Raw genomic sequence first — 17,372 nt, forward strand, 5'->3', positions numbered from 1 at the left:
GTCCCGCGCCCACAACGCGTTCCGCCGAGAAAAGGCGCCGCCAGGCGTCGCGTGAGTTGGCGTGCCCGCCGCGACTGGCTACCGGGACAGGCGCTCGATGATGGCTTCGCGTATCGACTGCGGGGACGTGGACGCGCCCTGTGCCATCACGACCGTGCCGGACGCTCGCTCCCCGAGCGTCTCGGGCAACGACCCGAACAGCGTCTGGGAGACCGCGCCCTCCCGCGTCGCGCCGACGCAGACGGTGTCGTAGGCGTCCACGGCTTCCAGGGCCGTCGCTTCGACGTCGTCGCCGACGACGACCTCGGTGTCGTAGTCGACGTCCAGCGAGACCTCAGCTGCGACTCGCTCGATGAGGTCGCGACCGCGTTCCTCGGGGGACGCGTCGGCGTCGGCATCGGCGTCCGGCGCCTGGATGTTCAGCAGCGCCAGCGTCGCGTCGTCCTCGATCGCGGCGAACTCCGCCGCTCGCCTGACAGTGACAGGCGCGTTCGGCCCCTCGCCGACCAGCGCCACCACGTCTCCGACGCGGTCCGGTTCGGTCTCGGACGCGAGGTTGATCAGCGAGGCCTCACAGGACGACCGCTCCACGACCGGATCGAGGGTCGACCCGAGCACGTGTTCGCGAGTCGTCCGCGACCCCCGCCAGCCGAGCACGACGTGGTCGGCGTCCTCGTCCTCGACGACGTCGAGGATGGCGTCCCCGGCGTCGTGGCTGACGATGGCGCGCGTCCGGAGGCCGACGTCGAGTTCGGCAGCGATGTCCCGCGCCTGGTCCAGCAGTTCCTGCTGGCGGCTCACGCGCTCCTCCTCGAACGCGACGTCCTGCTCGAGAGATGTCTGTCGAGGGACCTCGATGACGTTGACCGCGACGAGTTCGGCGTCGCCGTCCTCGTGGGCGTGGGCGCTCGCGGCGGCGAACCGCAGCAGGTCGCGCTCGGTCTTCGGGTTCGCCAGCGGCACGACGACGCGGTACCCGTCGCCGCCCCCGTTCGTGGTGGCCGGCGTCGGTTCCGGAGCGATTGCCTCGCCGACCAGCCCTTCCTTGATGTCCTGGTTGCGGGCGTACCCGAGATACCAGACTACGCCGACGCCGACGATGGTGATGCCGACCAGCGTCACGACGGTGTTCATCTGGGCCAGAATCGCCAGGCTCGCGACGAACCCGACGGCGGGCACCACTGGATAGAGGACGTCCGGAATCTGGAACGCGGGGTCGTAGTCCTCGGGGTCGGCGCGCCGCATCACCATGACCGAGACGTGCACGAGCGAGTACGTGACGAGGTAGGAGAAGCTCGCGACTTCCGCGAGCGTCCCGATGGGGACGGGGCTGGCGATGAGCGCGAGGATGAAGACGCCGGTCGCGAGAATCGCGCGGTAGGGCGTCCGGAACCGGTTGTGGACCTCGTTCAGCCAGTTGGTGAGGATGTTGTCCCGCCCCATCGCGAAGTTGACGCGCGCGGCGGAGAGAATCGAGGCGTTCGCCGAGGAGACGGTCGCCAGTACGGCGCCGACGACCATCGCGAGCGCGCCGACCGACCCGAGGAACTCTTCGGCGACGTCCGCGACCGGAATCGACGAATCCGCGAGGAGGTCGATGGAGAGCGTGCCGGTGCTGACGAACATCACGAGGACGTACAGCAGCGTCGGCGTGACCACCGCCGCAATCATCGACAGCGGGAGGTTCCGACTCGGGTTCTTGATCTCCTCGGCGCTCGTGGCGATGACCTCGAAACCGATGAACGTCACGTAGACCGTGCCCGCCGTCGCGGCGACTGCGCCCCAGCCCTCGGGGTTGAACGGGCGGAGCGTCGACATGTCGACGTTCAGCACGCCGAACGCGACGAACACGATGATGAGGCCGACGAGCGCGATGACGATGACGTTCTGGAGCGCGCCGGTCTCCTTGACGCCGTAGTAGTTGACGGCGACCAAGAGCGCGGCCATGCCGAGCGCTGCGATGGCGACGCCGGTCGCGCCCATCGGGACGAAGTACGTGAGGTACTGGCCGAACCCGAGCATGTAGAACGCGGACGCGAACATCAGCCCGCCCCACATCCCCCAGCCGACGATGCTGCCGAAGAACCCGCCGAGCGCGCGGTTGACGTAGTAGTAACTCCCACCGGCTTTCGGCATCCCGGTGGCGAGTTCCGACAGGGAGAGCGCGGCCAGCAGTGAGACGACCCCGCCGATGAGGAACGAGATCATGCTGGCGGGGCCGGCGGCATCCGCGGCGATGCTCGGCAGCACGAAGATGCCCGCGCCGATCATCGTCCCGAGACCGATGGTGTAGGCCTCGAGGAAGCCGAGGTCCCGCGCGAGTTCCTGCTGCTGGTCAGCCATCCGTATCGGCCTCCTCGACGTCCGGGAGCACCACGACCGGCCGGTCGCTTTGGGTGACCAGCGAGAGGCTGACGTCCCCGGTCAGCAGGCGGAGCCACCTGCTGCCGCCGCGCGGCGTGAACACGATGGCGTCGGCGTCGAACTCGTCGGCGGCGTCGATGATGGTGTCGGCGACGTCGGTGCCGTAGCGGACGTGGCACTCGTGGCTGATGTCTTCGTTGGCAAACTCGTCGTCGACGACCTCGAATATTTCCTCCGCGAGCCGTTCGCGCTGTTCGACTGAGGCTTTGTCCGGCGCGCCGCCCGCTTTCTCGATGACGTGGCCGACGACGACGGTCGCGTCGCGGTCACGGAGGTACGGCGTTACGGCGCGGGCCGTCGCACGGGCGTCTTCCACCGAGGCAATCGGGACGAAGACGCAGTCGAGTAGTGGTTTGTGTGCCATGTGGAATCACGAGCGGTTGCGTGAGGGGGCTCCGCCTCCCGAGAGACGCGCGTAGGTTCGTGGCCGGAGGCGGTCCACCCCATGTCGTACGACGGGGTATTTTCCCCGGTACTAAATAGGACGGGGTTCAGATTGTTGCAGCCGGAACTATACACCCGCTATATTGTTGTGGAAGTAGATAGCGGCCCGGTCTGCTTGCCGGCTACCGGTAGAGGTCGAGGCGCTGAAGAATCGACCCGAGCAGCACCGCGACGGGAATGATCTCCAGGCGACCGACCCACATGTTGACAATCAGCATCGCCTTCGCGGTACCGGGCATCCCAGGGCCGGTGATTCCGGAGTCCAGGCCGACGTTGCTCTGCGCGCTCATCACGTCGAAAATCACGTACTCGAGCGGATGCGCCGGCGAGAGCACGCGCAGGAGAACGGCCACACCGATGGCGAGGAACGTCATCCAGAGCACGAACACGACCGTCGCCTCGGTGTACTCGCGTTCGGCCTGCGCCTCGCTGAGCTTGCGGTCCCCGATTCGCAGATACCGGATTGCGTTCGCTGGCTGGAACACGTCCTGTATCTGCCAGATCGTCCCCTTGACGAGCGTGATGACTCGAATCAGCTTGAGACCGCTCACCGTGGACCCGGCCGCCGCGCCCGTGAGCATCCCCAGGCACGCCAGCAACGTCGCGCCCGCGCTCCAGACCTGCTCGGTCCCACCGCCGATTGCGGCGCTCCCGAAGCCGGTGTTCGACGTCGCCGAGACGAACTGGAACAGGCTCACACGGAACGTCTCCTCGAGGGTCGCGTACTGGCCGTTCGCGTACAGAATCGCGGTGAGCACGAGCGACCCGACCGTGAACCAGATGAACACCCACCGCGTCTGCAGGTCCGCGTAGAAGTTCCGCAGTTCGCCCCTGAAGATCAGGTAGTGGATGGGGAACGCGATGCTCCCCGCGACCATTATCGGCACTGTCGCGTACTCGATCAAGGGACTCCCGTAGTGGCCAATCGAATCCGCGTGCACGGAGAACCCGCCAGTCGCAATTCCGGTCATGCCGTGGTTGATCGCGTCCCACAGCGGCATCCCGGCCAGGAGGAACAGGACGACGGAGCCGACGGTGAGGGCGACGAAGATCTTCCAGATCTCCTGGACCGTCGTCACGATGCTCGGGTGGATCTTCTCCGAGCGCGCCTCGCTCTCGTAGAGCGTGTACGACCCGCTATTCCCGCCACCACGCCGGAGAATCGCCACCGTGAGGACGATGACGCCGACGCCGCCGACCCACTCGATGAACGACCGCCACCAGTGCAACGACCGCGGCAGTTCCTCCTCAACGGCAGCCATCGTGAGCCCGGTCCCAGTGAACCCGCTCGTGCTCTCGAACACCGCGTCCAGCGGGCGGAGAAACACCGCGGTCGTCGGGTCCACTGCCGGCGTATTCGCCCACACGGGGAGCGGATCGACCTGAATCGTCCACGCGACGAGGAGGAAGGGGAGCCCACCGAGGACACCGACCAAGGCCCACGCGGTCGCCGCGGTGACCATCGCTTCGCGTTTCTCCGGCGGCGCCGCGTCCCGGTACCGCCCGACCAACCCGGTGCCGATGCCCGCCATCACGACCGCGGACACGACAAACGCGGGAATGGCGTAGAATTCTCTGTTGACGGCTGCCACGACGACAGACACTACCAGCATCAGCGAGACAGCCTGGACGATGCGACCGACGTCGCGTCCGACCGTGTCCATCTCGACTCTCATTTGTCACTCGGAGTCGCGTGGCTGCGCCACCGGTCCGCCGGGCAGTTCACAGTCCGAATCCGTTCGAGGAGGTTCGTTCTCTGTCCTCGTAGTGCCCGAAGATGTCCGTCACGTCCGGGGTCGCGCCCGTGCCGGAGTACACCGTCAGGAGGTCGCCGCGCTCGATGCGGGTGTTCCCGCGGGGAGTGATGGGCGCTCCCTCGCCGTCACGTTCGATTGCGACCACGAGGGTGTCCTCGTCGAGTAATCCCTCGTCGTCGGCCTCGCTGAGCGTCAGGCCGGCGATGGGGGCGTCCTCGGCGACCGTGATTTCGAACACTTCCGCCACCTCGCCCACCCGCATGTAGTCGACGATGGACGGCCGTTCGACCGACCGGAACAGCGACTCCGCGATGAGTCGCTGCGGGTTCTCCATCGTGTGCACCCCGATCTGACGGAACAAGCTCATGTGCTCGGGGTTGTGCACGACGGAGACGACCGTTGGGATCTCGAGCTCCTGGGCGAGCAGCGAGACCATCACGTTCGTCGCGTCCTGGTCGGTGGTCGTGATGATGGCGTTTGCGCGGTCGGCGCCGGCGTCCAGCAACGTCTCCTTGACCGTCGCGTCCGCGTTGAGCACCAGGCAGTCGAACTCGCTGGCGACTTCGTCCGCTCGTTCGGGCCGCTTCTCGATGACGACGACCTCGTATCCCGCTGTCGTTGCGATTTCGATGAGCGGCGACCCGATGTCGCCCGCTCCGACGATGATGATGTACATAGGTTGGGTTCTCTAGATAGCTGTCGGTCACCTGTGCAGACGTACTGCAAATCCGTTCACGCGTCGCTCACCTCTCGGTCGGGCAGGACCAGAACCGGAACGTCACTGGATTCGACGAGTTTGTGCGTGACGTCGCCGCTCAGCAATTTCCTCCATCGGCTCCCGCCGCGGGGCGTGAACACGATGGTACTGGCGGTCCACTCGTGGGCGGCGTCGATGATGGTCGCCGCGACGTCGGTCCCGTAGCGGAGTTCCGTCTCGAGCGTCACCGCGACACCCTCGAATCCGTCGGCGACGGTGTCGAAGATTTCCTCCGCAGTCTGTTCCCGTTGCTCGACAGACGCCTTGTCCGGTGCGCCACCGGCTTTCTCGATGACGTGGACGGCAATCACCGTGGCACCCGAATTCTCGACGTAGGGAACGACTGCATCGGCAGTCGTCGCTGCATCGTCGTGGTTGGCTACCGGAACGACGACCCGCTGGAAGAACGAATCTGGCATCTCAGCCACCCCCGGAGTCGCCGTAGACCTTGCCGAGATAGTGCCACCGGTACTTGCCCTCCCCGCCGTCGATGTCCGGGGCCCAGTTGACCCGGTACGCGAACGGGCCGCGTGCGTCGCCAGTTTCGTCCGGGCGTTCGACGACGACAATGGTGTACGCGCCGTGGTCCTCCACGCGAACGAGGTCTTCGCCCGTTCGTGCTTCGATTGCGTCCGTGAGCGGGGGGTGCCCCTGGAGGAGTCGCTGCGCGTAGTGAATGACCGCCCGGAGTTCCCCGTCACTGCTCCCTTCGAGGGCCGCAGCGACGTCCGTCGGAATGTCGTCCGGGGGTTCGATGTCGGATGGTGTCATGGGTGGGTCACACCGGGTTCTGCGCCGGTCGGCCGTCCCGCGATGACCGGCGAGAGCGTGTGGCGAGCGACACTGTCGTGGTCACGAATGCACGCTACGCCCCAGCTATATTATCGCTGCAAAATAAATATTGGCATTGAGTTTTTGTGATCGAAATATACGCGTAGAATTTTTTACTCTGCAGAATATCTATCCGCCACGATGATATATCGGCGGTGCCACACTACCAGCTCGCGGGCCCGCGTATCGGGGATTAATTATGCGTTCTGACCGTAATTCACGTATGGACTACCGGGTCGACGAGATCGACAAGCGGATCCTCTATCATCTGGCGCGGGACGCCCGGAACACGACGGCTGCGGACGTCGCCGACGAGATGGAGGTGACGCCCGCCACGATTCGGAACCGCATCCACCAGCTCGAGGCGGAGGGGATTCTGCGTGGTTACCTCGCGGACATCAACTACAAATCAATCGAGGGCCACGTCACGTACCAGTTCAGCTGTACGGCGCCGATCCCGGACCGGGACCGGCTCGCCCAGTCCGCCCTGGACGTCTCCGGCGTGGTGTCCGTCCGGGAGCTGATGACGGGGAAAACGAACCTGGCTGTGACGGCTGTCGGGTCGGACACGAGCGACATCAGCCGCATCGCCAGCGAACTGTCCGACGTCGGACTCGACATCGAGGACGAGAGCGTCATCGAAGCGGAGTACCACCAGCCGTACAACCCGTTCGGCCCGGAAGACGCACCCCTCGGTCCGTCGCTGACCGATTTCATGAGTCTGGCCGGCGGCGCGGAAGTCGCCGAGTTCACCGTCTCGGACGGCGCCGACGTCGCGGGGCTGACGATCGAAGCGGCAGTCGAGGAGGGCCTGCTGGGCGAGGAGATGCTGGTGGTCGGCGTCGAACGGGACGGCGACGTACTCACGCCGAAAGGCGAGACCAACATCCGGCCGGGGGACGTCATCTCGCTGTTCTCGAAGACCGGCATGGAGAAAGACGCCCTCGAAGTGTTCGGAACCCAGTGACTGGCAGTAACTACGCGTCAGAGTGAGTGCGTACAGCGGATCCGGTCGGCAGTGCGAAGCCTTAATGTGGTAAGTATCGCCACGACAAGTGTAACAAGGGTGTTGCTGCTTCGGCGTCGAACTGTTCGGGGAGGTTGCGAGACGAACAATGAACAGCCCGGAACACACGAACCACAGCGACACAACGGATAGAACGGAAGTCGCTCCCGTTCAGACGTCGTGGCCGGAACTCCCCTGCTTCGGCTGTGGACCGGCGAACGAGGACGGCCTACAGCTCGAGAGTTACAAGCTGCCCGACGACCGGGGCCTCGAAACCACTGTCCGGCCCGCGGAGCGGTTTCGCGTCACTCCGGGTGTGGTCTATGGCAGCTATCTCGCGTCGGTAACCGACTGCAACTCTATGTGGACGTCGATGACATACGCCAGCCCCCGGACGATAGACCGCCCGACAGCAGACCCGAGGCTGCCTACGCCACTGCCGAACTCACCGTGGAGTACCACGAGACGACGCCGATGGGCGTTCCGCTCGACGTCACTTCCCGAGTCGTCGGTGAAATCGACCGGAGTGCACAGGTCCAGACGGAAATTCTCGCCGACGGTGCGCTAACCGTGACGGGCGACGTAACCGCAGTGCGGATGGACGGAGTACTGTGAACGATAGCAGGTGCTCCGTCACCACTCTCTTCCCCTTGCCGGAGGTGTCCGCAGTTGGCAGGGAGTGGATACACACCGCGAAGAGAACCAGATAGCGCCTGGCGAATATCCCCCGCTCAGAAACGGCCGCCAAGGGGCACCGTATACGCTGACCCGGCCAGCGACGGTCGGGGGCGCGGACAGACACCGAACTGGCCAATCCGGGAACGCCAGTTGGGATGCATGAATCGGGCGTCGACGGCCGTTCCGGGCGGGCTACTGCTCAATCCGTTCCCGGAGGTCGGCTAACTCCGCCTGGAGGCTGTCGATGGCGTCAGTCGCCTCCGTTCTGGCGTCCTCGCTCAGCTCCGACGTTTTGGTTCGCAGCGTGTCGAGGCCGGCTTCCAGGTCGTCGATCGTCTCGTTCGCTTCGTCCCGAACCTCCTCGCTCAGTTCTTCGGACTCCTCGAAGGCCTCGTCCAGTTCCGCCCTGGTCTGGCGCTGTACGCTGTCGAGTCGCTCCTCCAGGTCGTCAATCGAGCGTTTCACCTCGGTACGGAGTTGGTCCCCGACCGCCTGTGATTCGTCGATAGCCGCGTTGACTTCGTCGCGGACGCGGTCGAGTCCCTCGTCGAGTCGCTGGAATACGTCGCGTTCCCCACTCATAATACGATTGAAGCTTCTCCCCCGCAACGGATATACGTTGGGTGCTTGTCGAGTTCAGTCAGCCCCGAGTTGTTCTCCGGTGACGAGGGGGTCTGGGCAGTCACGAAGTGCTCGAAGGCCACTCCGGCGAGGAGTGCGTCGAAACCCGAGACGGAACCAAGTTCGGACAGCGGCGAGGGACCAACTGCACTGCGCTGCCCGCGAAACGCTCGGTCAGTCCCGCAGGACGACGACCGGAACGTCCGCCCGATCGGCGAACGTGTGATACGCCGGGCCGAGGAATTCCGCCTCTGACGGGCGTTCTTCGGTCTCACCCATCACCACGAGATTGTGTCGCTGCGCGCGCTCGGCGATCGCCTCACCGGCGTCATCGTGGACCTCGACGGTCACCTCGACGACGTCCTCGGGGAAATCGTGCTCGACGAGTTCCGCACGCAGACTATCGAGCATGGCTTCGCCCGCTTCGACCGCCGCTGGCCCGGCAGCGACGTGATACAACTCCAGCGTGAATATCGAGTCGGTGTCCAGTCCGGCGAGGAACGCCACGAGTTCGGCTCGGTGGCGAGCGTCCCGGAGTGGCACCAGCACGTTGGCCCACATCGTAATGGGGGCGCCCAGCAACACCGCATCCGCGTCGGTCTCGTCCGCGATGCGTTCCTGCAGCGCCGCCTCCTCGGGCCCTGGCTGGCCGAAGAACAATCGCACCGACGTGGACGCGCCGCCGCGGCTGAACGCCGCCGCCATCTCGTAGAGAATCTCCTGGGCCTCCGCCTCCTTGTTTGCGCGTGCCGTCTCCCGCGACATCCCCTCGGGGAGCTCCCAGTACCCGAACAGAACGACGTCGAATCCGCTCAATCCGACGATATTCCCGCTGTCTAACGGATAGACGTCCGGCTCCGGGAACACCACCGGGACGAGTAGCGTCGGTTTGGACATCGCCAACGGGTCCAGATGAACACACCCCACAGATAGCCCTATCGGAGGGCCACGAAGCCGCGACGGACCCCACGAGTGCCGGACAGCGGTCGGGGGAGTGCGTGGAGTCGCTGGGTCGGGTCGGTGAGTTCAGGGTCGCCACCCCGGTTTCAGCCATCAGCCGCCGATTGCGGCCCGGGTACAGTGCTCTCGATGGCTGCCCCGAATGGGTGACGTGGACGGAAGAACAGTCCAGCGGGTACGAATCGACAGGACTGAGAGTCGCTACTCGCACACAGGTGGCGGTGCGCAAGCAGACTCACCGCGCAGTGCAGGGTCTGTTTCTGTCGACTGGTCGCGGGTTCGCGAAATCGGAGGAACGAACGCACGGTTGCGCTGCCGGGGTGTGGCCCCGACAACATGTGGCAGGGTGTGTCAATGGGGTGGACCTGGATGCGAACCGTGCTCTCCTCCGGCTGGCTGTAGCACCCTCGAAACGATAAAATCGGCACATTTTCACCCCAATCTGTCGTTTCAATTGTTTGTCCGCACCGCTGTCAGCCAGCGGGCTGCGTTGCCCGCTGAATTCGATTGCCTGTGGTCAGGGTGCAGCAGTAACCCGATGATAGCAGTACGTTTCCAACAGCAGCTACCGGCGCGCCACGCGAGTCACAACTCCGCCCACTGACGCAATACTGAGTTGTTACGATGATTTTCCTAACAATGTATTGGTACGTTCGCCCCCTCTCTCGTCGGTCGGGTTTACGCTCCAGTCAGAACGCGGTGGTTCGCAAAAGACCCCCGACTGGTCGGCTGTCGCATCCGCTGCCGCCATCACTGAGTGTCTCGCTGAGTCGATCACAGCGTTCGAACTCGGTGAATCCAACAGAACCGAAGCCGAGCCAAGAATTGGTCTGGCAGGGCGTATTCTTGTACCAACGGGGATAGTCTCTGGCCGTACGCCGACGGTATCATGCTCTTGGAAATCCTGCTCGGAGCCGGACTCGTTGTCGGTGCGGTCGTCGCCGCCCTCGTGGATCTGGACTGTGGGCGGCGAGCACTGCCAGCACGGAGCCGGCTCGCCTGGACACTCGGTTGCGGTGGCGGGAGTGTCGCCGGGTTTCTCGTCCCATACGTATTTTACCAAGAGCTGACATCCCTGTACGTTCGCGTTCTCAAACCCCGGCCGATTACGGTCCACTCGCGGGAGTGGCTGGCAATCGCACTTACGACCGGCCTCACGATTTGCGCAGTGCTCGTGGGCCTGTATCTGGCTGGGAGCCGATTCCGGAACTGGACGGCGGCAGAGACGCAGTAGACGCCAGATCGAGCAGTATCGCCCGCTCAGGTATCGTCGACGGTCGGTAGCGAAATTGTGAACGTCGTCCCCGCACCCGGTTCCGAGTCCACTCGGATTTGGCCCCCGTGGTGGGTGACGATACGTTCGCAGAGCGCGAGACCGATTCCTGTGCCCTCCTTCTCTTCGCGCGTGTGGAGTCGCTGGAAGATCTCGAAGATGCGTTCCTGGTCTTCAGGATCGATGCCGATACCGTCATCTCGAACAGAGATCTGCCACGTCTCCCCCGCTCGTGTCGCCGAGATATGGACCCGTGGCGGCCCCTCGCCGCTGTACTCGATCGCGTTGTCGACGAGGTTCTGGAAGAGTTGACGGAGTTGGCGTTTGTCGCCTCTGACCGCCGGGAGGTCCTCGGTCGTGATTTCGGCGTCGTTGTCCTCGATCTGGAACCGGAGGTCGGCCTGCACGTCTTCGAGGACTGCCTCCAGGTCCACCGGTTCATCTGGGCTCCCCTGGGTTTCGATCCGGGAGTACTCCAGCAGGCCATCGATCATCTCGGTCATTCGATCGGCCCCATCGACTGCGAAATCGAGGTACTCCAGCGCGTCCTCGTCGAGGTCGTTCTCGTACCGACGCTCGATGAGCTGAAGATACGATGAGACCATCCGCAGTGGCTCCTGGAGGTCGTGGGAAACAGCGTACGCGAACTGTTCGAGGCGCTCGTTGGATGCATCCAGCCGTTCGACGAGTTCCTCGAGCCGTTGCTCGCGTCGTTTCCGGTCGGTGACGTCGTTTTGAACGGCGACGAACCTGTCGATTTCACCGTTCTCGTCGGTGACCGGAGCGATAGTTTGTTCGGCGTAATAGCGCTCGCCGTCTTTCCGGTGGTCCGTGATCTCCTCTTCCCAGACGTCCCCCTTCTGGATCGTCTCCCACAGCGTCTGATAGTACGTGGCCCCGTGTTCGCCTGATTGGAGGATGGTGGGCGTTTCGCCGATGGCTTCTTCGGCGGAGTATCCGGTCGTTTCCTCGAACGCTGCGTTAACGTACGTAATCTCGCCATCCGCGTCCGTCATGTAGATCGCGTGACCCGACGCCTCGACCGCGCGCTTAAACCACGAGAGTTCCCGCTCACGCAGTTTTTGTTGGGTGATGTCAGTGTAGTGTTCGATGCGGCCGCCAGCGTAGAGCCCGGACTGGATTGGCTGACTCCAGTGTTCTAACCACCGTTCGTCGTGGGTTTCGTCACCCACGATGTGGCACTCGAACTCCTCGGTGTAGCTGTTGTCCTCGTAGGCCGCAGTCACGCGGTCCGCGAACGCCTGCGGCGCTTCGAACAACCCGGCGACGTGCTCGTCTATGACCGCCCGTTTGTGTCGTCCGAGAATCGCCTCGCGGTCGAGGTCGAAGTACTCCTCGACCGCTTCGTTGACCCACACGACGTTGAACTCCGAATCGAGGATGAACGTTCCGACGTCGGAGGTATCGAGAACGTCGTCCGTGAGTGACCGGTAGCGCTCCTCGCTCTCCCGTAGCGCGCGTTCGCGTTCCTTCCGCTCGGTGATGTCCCGGAAGTACACCGAGAGACCGGATTCGGAGGGATAGACGCGGACCATCTCCCACATTCCCAGCGGCTCGGAGTACCGTTCGAAGGAGACCGGCTCCTGGGTCGCCAGTGCCGTCTCGTACTTCGCGAAGAGCGGGTCGTCCTCGTCGACGTCAATTACCTCCCAGGGAGTCCGTCCGAGGAGTTCGCCCGCCGACGTACCGAGGTACTCCGCGGCACGGTCGTTGACGTGCTCGAACCGGAACTCGTCGTCGAGGGCGTAGAAGGCGTCATCGACCCGCTCGAAAACGTCCTCGAGTTCGGCTTCAAGCTCGTCGCGCTGGCGTTCGAGTCGCTCGGCTTGCGCCTCGAGTTGTTGCTCGTATTCGCGGCGCTCGGTCATGTCGCGGGTGACCTTCGTGAACCCCTCGAGTTCGCCGTATTCGTTTCGGGTTGCGGTGATCGTCACGTTCGCCCAGAAGCGCGAGCCGTCCGCTCGAACGCGCCAGCCCTCGTCTTCTATCCGCCCCTCCACCGCGGCGGTTTCGAGGTTCCGCTCGGGCACGCCCGCAGCGATGTCCTCGTCGGTGTAGAACGTCGAGAAGTGCTCGCCGATAATCGCTTCGTCTTCGTAGCCTTTGATGCGTTGGGCCCCTTCGTTCCACGTTGCGACTGTGCCGTCGGGCCGGAGCACGAAGATGGCGTAGTCCTCGACGGCACTCACGAATGCGCGGAACTGCTCATCGTCGCCCTGGAGGCCGACGTGGTGAGGCCTGTTGTTCGCCCACCAGATGGCGTTCGATTCACTCACTTGTTTCCCCCGGATTTGCTCGCGCTCGGCGAGTGCTTCCAGGTGGCGTCGAACGGTCTGCCGCGAACACTCGAACGACTCACAGACGTCCGCAGTTGATACTGGTGCCGACTGGTGTCGGAGAACTCGCAGGACGTCATCTGGGGTGATACCGTCTCCGGGTCCAGAGGGGTCCATTAGACCCAGGTACGAGCGCGAGGGTATATGCGATTAGTGCCCACTCTGGGAAGGGGTCGCCAATGGATCTCCCGGTGCGGCGTGAGACGGGCGACGTCACGGTGTACAGAGTAGTGCCGCGGGCGAGTCTGTACCGGGCAGAATCGGGACGCCCCTGTCGGGCGTTCTATCGAAACCACCGCTGAATTGACAGAATGACGCGACGAGTCAGCGAACGCGACCGACCACCATCCGACATCGTAGAGCGCGACCCCGACTCCGCTACGTCGTCCGTCTGCCCCTCCGCGTCGCCTCTATCGGGGTCCATCCCGTCCGGCGCCCCTCCCGGGTCCGCGAGCCGGTTCTCCGGTGAGTGAGTGTCCGGTTCGGCGCAGAATTTGCGTTCGAGGAATCCCATGATTTCGTCGTGGTGGGACTGCGTTCCAGTAACTGTGTAGTCTACTGCATCCGACCGGAGGGTGTACTCACTGTGCTCGATGGTGATTTCGCGGATATCCGGCGTCTCTTGCTCCGGATCTGCGACCCGTGACCGCAGTTCGTCTGGCCGGGGACTCACCGTGTGCTCTCCAACAAACGACTCCGTTTCAATCCGCACGCCGCCACTCGTCAGTTCGAGAACTGTACTCTCTTGGCTGCCGAGCGCCCCCTTGACGAGCGATTCTGCCATTTCAGTGTGCCCCTCCTCCAATAGATCAGAGAGACGGCTTTCTAACCCCATTTTGTTAGTAATATCATAGAACACGCTCTTAATATTTGTGACCAAATATCTCGGCGCGCCGGGACGCCGTCTGATAGGGACGGTTCGCAGAGCTACCTCCACGTCTTTCCAGCCCGCGATAGCGTGGATTACTCCGCGACACCCCGAGCCGCTTCTCGTCGCTCACCCGTCTGCCGAAAGCCCACACGCCACCGATCACCGAATCCACCCGACGCGTCCCTCCGGAACAGGCCGGGGAAGCTACCCAATTTCCGGCCTGGTCTCGCGGAGGACGGCGTTGACCGCGCCGCCGAGCAAGACGACGATGCTGGCGAAGTACAGCCACGTGACAAACAGGAGAACGGCGCCGATCAACCCGTACGCTGCGTAGCGGGTGGCGTTCGCCGCGTAGATCCGGAACCCGAGCTGTAGAATCACCCACCCGCCAGCGGAGACGGCTGCCCCCGGAAGCACCTCGCGTATCGACACGTCCACCGGCGGGAGCACGTAGTAGATCGGCAGGAACGCGAGTCCGAGAACGGCGGTCAGCAGTAGCGACCCGAGAACGTTTAGAAGGGGGACGTCGAGTGGCAGGGCCGAGAGCGCGACGCCGACGGCGACCACCAGTCCGACGGCGAGCGCGATGCCGACCACCACGACGAAGCCGTTCCGGACCTGCCCGAGAAGCGACGTGTCCACGTCGTCGAGGTACAGCTCGTCGAACGCCTGGTCGAGGCCGCGAAAGAGCTTGAGGGCGCTCCAGGCCAACCCCAGGAACCCGACGACGGACGCAGTCCCTCGGCCGGACGTGCTCGTGAGCGTCTGCGTCACACTGTCCTGGCCCGCTGACGAGAGCTGCTGGCTGAGTATCCCCGTCACGCGGTCCGCCAGCGCTTCGCCACCGAGGAACGACGCGCCCGCCACAATGAGCAGTATCAGGGGGATGATTGAGACGAGCGCGTAGAAGGCGATTCCGGCCGCCAAGTACGTGAGATTGCGGTCCGCTGCGAGGACGACGGTCGCGCGGATGGTCGCGGCAGCTCCCTCCAGGGGAGCGAGAACGTATTGGCCAATCGGAGGACCGCTGCTCATCGTAATTTCTATACAGAGACCACCGCTTCCGGCGGTTAGTTACTCGATGCGTATCATCGGAGGACGACGAACCCCGGGAGGGAAGGGGGCCGATATGCCGACGTTACCGGGAACAGGGCGGACGTACCGCGACCTTCGGTCGAGGACGCCCAGCCGGGCTCCAGACTGACCGCTGTCGTGACGGCCAGCCGGGTATGGTTTGTCGACGTATCTACGTGCGTATGTGAAAATCGCCTACCGGAGCACTACAACTCGGTTTCCGCCACTGCACCCTGGGTATACGTATCACGCATCCATCACAACGCGGCGGTTCGCGCGCCAAGAATTCCGAATCCGGGAGCGACGCACGAGACCGCGAGCGCCGTGTGCGTAGACGTGCCGTCGAAAAATGGTGTGGCGCGCCCGGTTCTGCCGCTGCGCGTGAGTACCCGCAGGGCTTCGTTCCGGAGTTAGGTTTCCAGCGCGCAACGCTCGACCACGCGGGACGACGAGACGCCCGCTGGTGTCGCCGTCATCCGGACCAACCCACGTAGCGAGCGGCAGCCATCGTCACTTCCACGGGGTGCGCATCATTTCCGCCTGGAGTTTCGCGCCGACCTCGAGCCGTGAGTCGGTCGTCGGTCTCGCGATACAGGTGAGGACGTACCCGTCCACCCGATGGCGGTCCTTGAGCGCGCGTGGCGGCCGCGTGTACTCGATCTCGCCATCGAGCAGTCGGGCCGTACACGTTCCACAGGCGCCGTTTTGGCACCCGTACGGGAGGTCGATGCCGCAGTCCTCGGCTGCTTCGAGCACCGTCTCGTTCTCACCGACGTCGATGGATTCCTCGCTGCCGTCCCGCCAGATCAGCGTGACCGCGACCATCCCTCACTGCCAGACGTCGCTCGTACAGTCCCCGCCGGGCCAGCGGATCTCGTGCGCACGCGCTGGGCCGCCCGGCGCCTCGCCGAAGTCCACGAGGAAGTCCTCATCGAGTTCCATCCGGCCCTCCTCCGGGTAGACGTCGGCCTTCAGCATCAGCGAGCCCTCCTCACCGATTTCGGGGAAGAACTGGTTGTCCCACGAGGAGAACAGTGAGGTCGTCCAGTAGAGCCGCCGCCCGTCGCGGGAGAGCTGGAGCATTTGCGGGGCGCCACGGATGTCGGTCCCGGCCACCGATTGGCGGTCGCCGAACAGCCCGCCGGCCCAGATTCGGTCGACGAGCCGGGGGTTGCCCGCGTCGCTGACGTCGTACATCCGGACATCGCCGTGGAGCCAGTTGGAGAAGTACAGGTACTGGTCGTCCAGCGACAACACGACATCCGTGATGAGTGGCGGGACCGGCATGTCCCAGTCCTCGTGCTCGCGCGATTCCTCGTCGATGACGACGTCCCAATCCCAGCGGCCGTCGGTCGTCTCGTAGAAGCGGATGACATTCGAGGAGAGGGCCGCCCCGACGTACCCCTGGGTTTCCTCGGGATTGTGGCTCATCCTGACCTCCAACGGGATCAGTCCCGGCTCGCCGAACTCGAGTGTCTGGACGTGCGACCGGTCCTCCCAGTCCCAGATGTGGATGCTGTCGCCGTACTTCCCAGCCTCGACGTCCTCGAGGTCGAATCCGGGATAGTAGGTGTTCGGGGCGGCCCACTCGCTGGAGATGAGGACGTCGTGCCGTGGCTGGTACCAGTAGTCGTAGTTCAGCTCCATGGCGCCCCGATCGACCTCCCAGTGGCCGTCGATGCTGAAGTCCTCCTGGTCGAGTTGCAGGAAGCCCCCGGGGAGCTCACCGTTTGCGTCCCCGAGCATACTGATGACGACTTTGCCTCCGGGGACGCAATGGACGGTATGGGGGGCCGACAAATCGTGTTCGTAGACCTCCTCCGGTTCGATCACCTTCACCATCTCCGGGTTTCGTGGGTCCTCGGCATCGATGACGTGTATCCGGGAGGAGCGCTGTCCGGGGACGACCAGATATTGCCGGGACAGGTGTTCGTCGTGGCAGGACGACGAACACGCGTTCCACCCGAAGTGGTGGAGTTCGTCACCCTTGTTGGGCATCTCGACGACGTCGATTAGCTCGCTGTACGTATCCGAACTCGGATCGACGTCGACGACGCCGACAATGTCAGGCCCGTCGTTCTCCATCCCGACCCGTGGAGCCATAACGTACGCCGTTTTCTCCCGTCCAGATTCCGTGCGCATCGCCATCGGCGTCGGGTACCCCGGCCCCTCGACCTCGTGGTGTTCGTGCCCCATCTCTGCGTGACTCGGAGACCCCTCAGTTCCGTTCATATGCAGCACAAATATTGTTAATGAATTATAATAAAGGTTCCCTCAACGGTGGGGGGAGAGCCTGGCAGGTTCGACGGTATCGCACCC

16 protein-coding genes are annotated in these 17,372 nt (G+C 64.1%); 3 read left to right on the top strand and 13 right to left on the bottom strand.

All coding sequences use genetic code 11. The annotated features are described in order from the left end of the window. Window positions 1-78: 78 nt before the first annotated feature. The 6 genes from GRX66_RS00790 to GRX66_RS00815 all read right to left on the bottom strand — a co-directional run bounded on the left by GRX66_RS00790 (window position 79) and on the right by GRX66_RS00815 (window position 6,153). Complete coding sequence (locus GRX66_RS00790; RefSeq protein ID WP_159524804.1) at window positions 79-2,343, bottom strand: amino acid permease; 2,265 nt, start codon at window positions 2,341-2,343, stop codon at window positions 79-81. Then, complete coding sequence (locus GRX66_RS00795) at window positions 2,336-2,788, bottom strand: universal stress protein (RefSeq protein ID WP_159524805.1); 453 nt, start codon at window positions 2,786-2,788, stop codon at window positions 2,336-2,338. Before GRX66_RS00795 ends, GRX66_RS00790 begins: the two co-directional genes overlap by 8 nt. Before the next feature lie 202 nt (window positions 2,789-2,990). Then, on the bottom strand, window positions 2,991-4,544 hold the full coding sequence (locus tag GRX66_RS00800) for a TrkH family potassium uptake protein (protein WP_159524806.1): 1,554 nt from the start codon (window positions 4,542-4,544) through the stop codon (window positions 2,991-2,993). Between the two features lie 46 nt (window positions 4,545-4,590). Further along, window positions 4,591-5,301, bottom strand: coding sequence for a potassium channel family protein (locus tag GRX66_RS00805; protein WP_159524807.1), 711 nt, complete (start codon window positions 5,299-5,301; stop codon window positions 4,591-4,593). A gap of 56 nt (window positions 5,302-5,357) precedes the next feature. After that, entirely contained in the window at window positions 5,358-5,801 is a 444-nt protein-coding gene (locus GRX66_RS00810) for a universal stress protein (protein ID WP_159524808.1), read from the bottom strand. A 1-nt stretch (window position 5,802) separates the two neighbouring features. Next, the gene (locus GRX66_RS00815) at window positions 5,803-6,153 is read right to left on the bottom strand and encodes a hypothetical protein (protein WP_159524809.1); all 351 of its coding nucleotides are present in this window, start codon (window positions 6,151-6,153) and stop codon (window positions 5,803-5,805) included. A gap of 283 nt (window positions 6,154-6,436) precedes the next feature. Here GRX66_RS00815 and GRX66_RS00820 point away from each other — a divergent pair, with 283 nt between their 5' ends. Then, on the top strand, window positions 6,437-7,180 hold the full coding sequence (locus GRX66_RS00820; RefSeq protein ID WP_159524810.1) for a winged helix-turn-helix transcriptional regulator: 744 nt from the start codon (window positions 6,437-6,439) through the stop codon (window positions 7,178-7,180). A gap of 402 nt (window positions 7,181-7,582) precedes the next feature. Beyond that, entirely contained in the window at window positions 7,583-7,834 is a 252-nt protein-coding gene (locus GRX66_RS00825; RefSeq protein WP_159524811.1) for a hypothetical protein, read from the top strand. Between the two features lie 255 nt (window positions 7,835-8,089). On the opposite strand, the gene GRX66_RS00830 is transcribed toward GRX66_RS00825, so the two are convergent. Together GRX66_RS00830 and GRX66_RS00835 are read right to left on the bottom strand one after the other, a co-directional pair. Beyond that, window positions 8,090-8,479, bottom strand: coding sequence for a hypothetical protein (locus GRX66_RS00830; RefSeq protein ID WP_159524812.1), 390 nt, complete (start codon window positions 8,477-8,479; stop codon window positions 8,090-8,092). A gap of 213 nt (window positions 8,480-8,692) precedes the next feature. Further along, entirely contained in the window at window positions 8,693-9,415 is a 723-nt protein-coding gene (locus GRX66_RS00835) for a universal stress protein (RefSeq protein ID WP_159524813.1), read from the bottom strand. A 952-nt stretch (window positions 9,416-10,367) separates the two neighbouring features. On the opposite strand from GRX66_RS00835, the gene GRX66_RS00840 reads away from it, so the two are divergent. Continuing rightward, window positions 10,368-10,712: a hypothetical protein gene (locus tag GRX66_RS00840; protein ID WP_159524814.1), complete on the top strand. Its 345-nt coding sequence runs from the start codon at window positions 10,368-10,370 to the stop codon at window positions 10,710-10,712. A 26-nt stretch (window positions 10,713-10,738) separates the two neighbouring features. On the opposite strand, the gene GRX66_RS00845 is transcribed toward GRX66_RS00840, so the two are convergent. The 5 genes from GRX66_RS00845 to GRX66_RS00865 all read right to left on the bottom strand — a co-directional run bounded on the left by GRX66_RS00845 (window position 10,739) and on the right by GRX66_RS00865 (window position 17,285). Next, complete coding sequence (locus tag GRX66_RS00845) at window positions 10,739-13,225, bottom strand: PAS domain S-box protein (protein WP_159524815.1); 2,487 nt, start codon at window positions 13,223-13,225, stop codon at window positions 10,739-10,741. Between the two features lie 166 nt (window positions 13,226-13,391). Continuing rightward, the gene (locus GRX66_RS00850) at window positions 13,392-13,892 is read right to left on the bottom strand and encodes a hypothetical protein (RefSeq protein WP_159524816.1); all 501 of its coding nucleotides are present in this window, start codon (window positions 13,890-13,892) and stop codon (window positions 13,392-13,394) included. A 291-nt stretch (window positions 13,893-14,183) separates the two neighbouring features. Beyond that, window positions 14,184-15,014 (bottom strand): YihY/virulence factor BrkB family protein, encoded by an 831-nt coding sequence (locus GRX66_RS00855; RefSeq protein WP_159524817.1) that lies wholly within the window; start codon window positions 15,012-15,014, stop codon window positions 14,184-14,186. 549 nt (window positions 15,015-15,563) lie between these two features. Then, window positions 15,564-15,878 carry a 2Fe-2S iron-sulfur cluster-binding protein gene (locus GRX66_RS00860; RefSeq protein WP_159524818.1) on the bottom strand — a complete coding sequence of 105 codons (315 nt, stop codon included), beginning with the start codon at window positions 15,876-15,878 and terminating at the stop codon, window positions 15,564-15,566. 3 nt (window positions 15,879-15,881) lie between these two features. Next, complete coding sequence (locus GRX66_RS00865; RefSeq protein ID WP_159524819.1) at window positions 15,882-17,285, bottom strand: selenium-binding protein SBP56-related protein; 1,404 nt, start codon at window positions 17,283-17,285, stop codon at window positions 15,882-15,884. Window positions 17,286-17,372: the final 87 nt, after the last annotated feature.

The sequence above is a fragment of the Halobacterium bonnevillei genome (assembly GCF_009831555.1).
Taxonomy (GTDB): Archaea; Halobacteriota; Halobacteria; order Halobacteriales; family Halobacteriaceae; genus Halobacterium; species Halobacterium bonnevillei.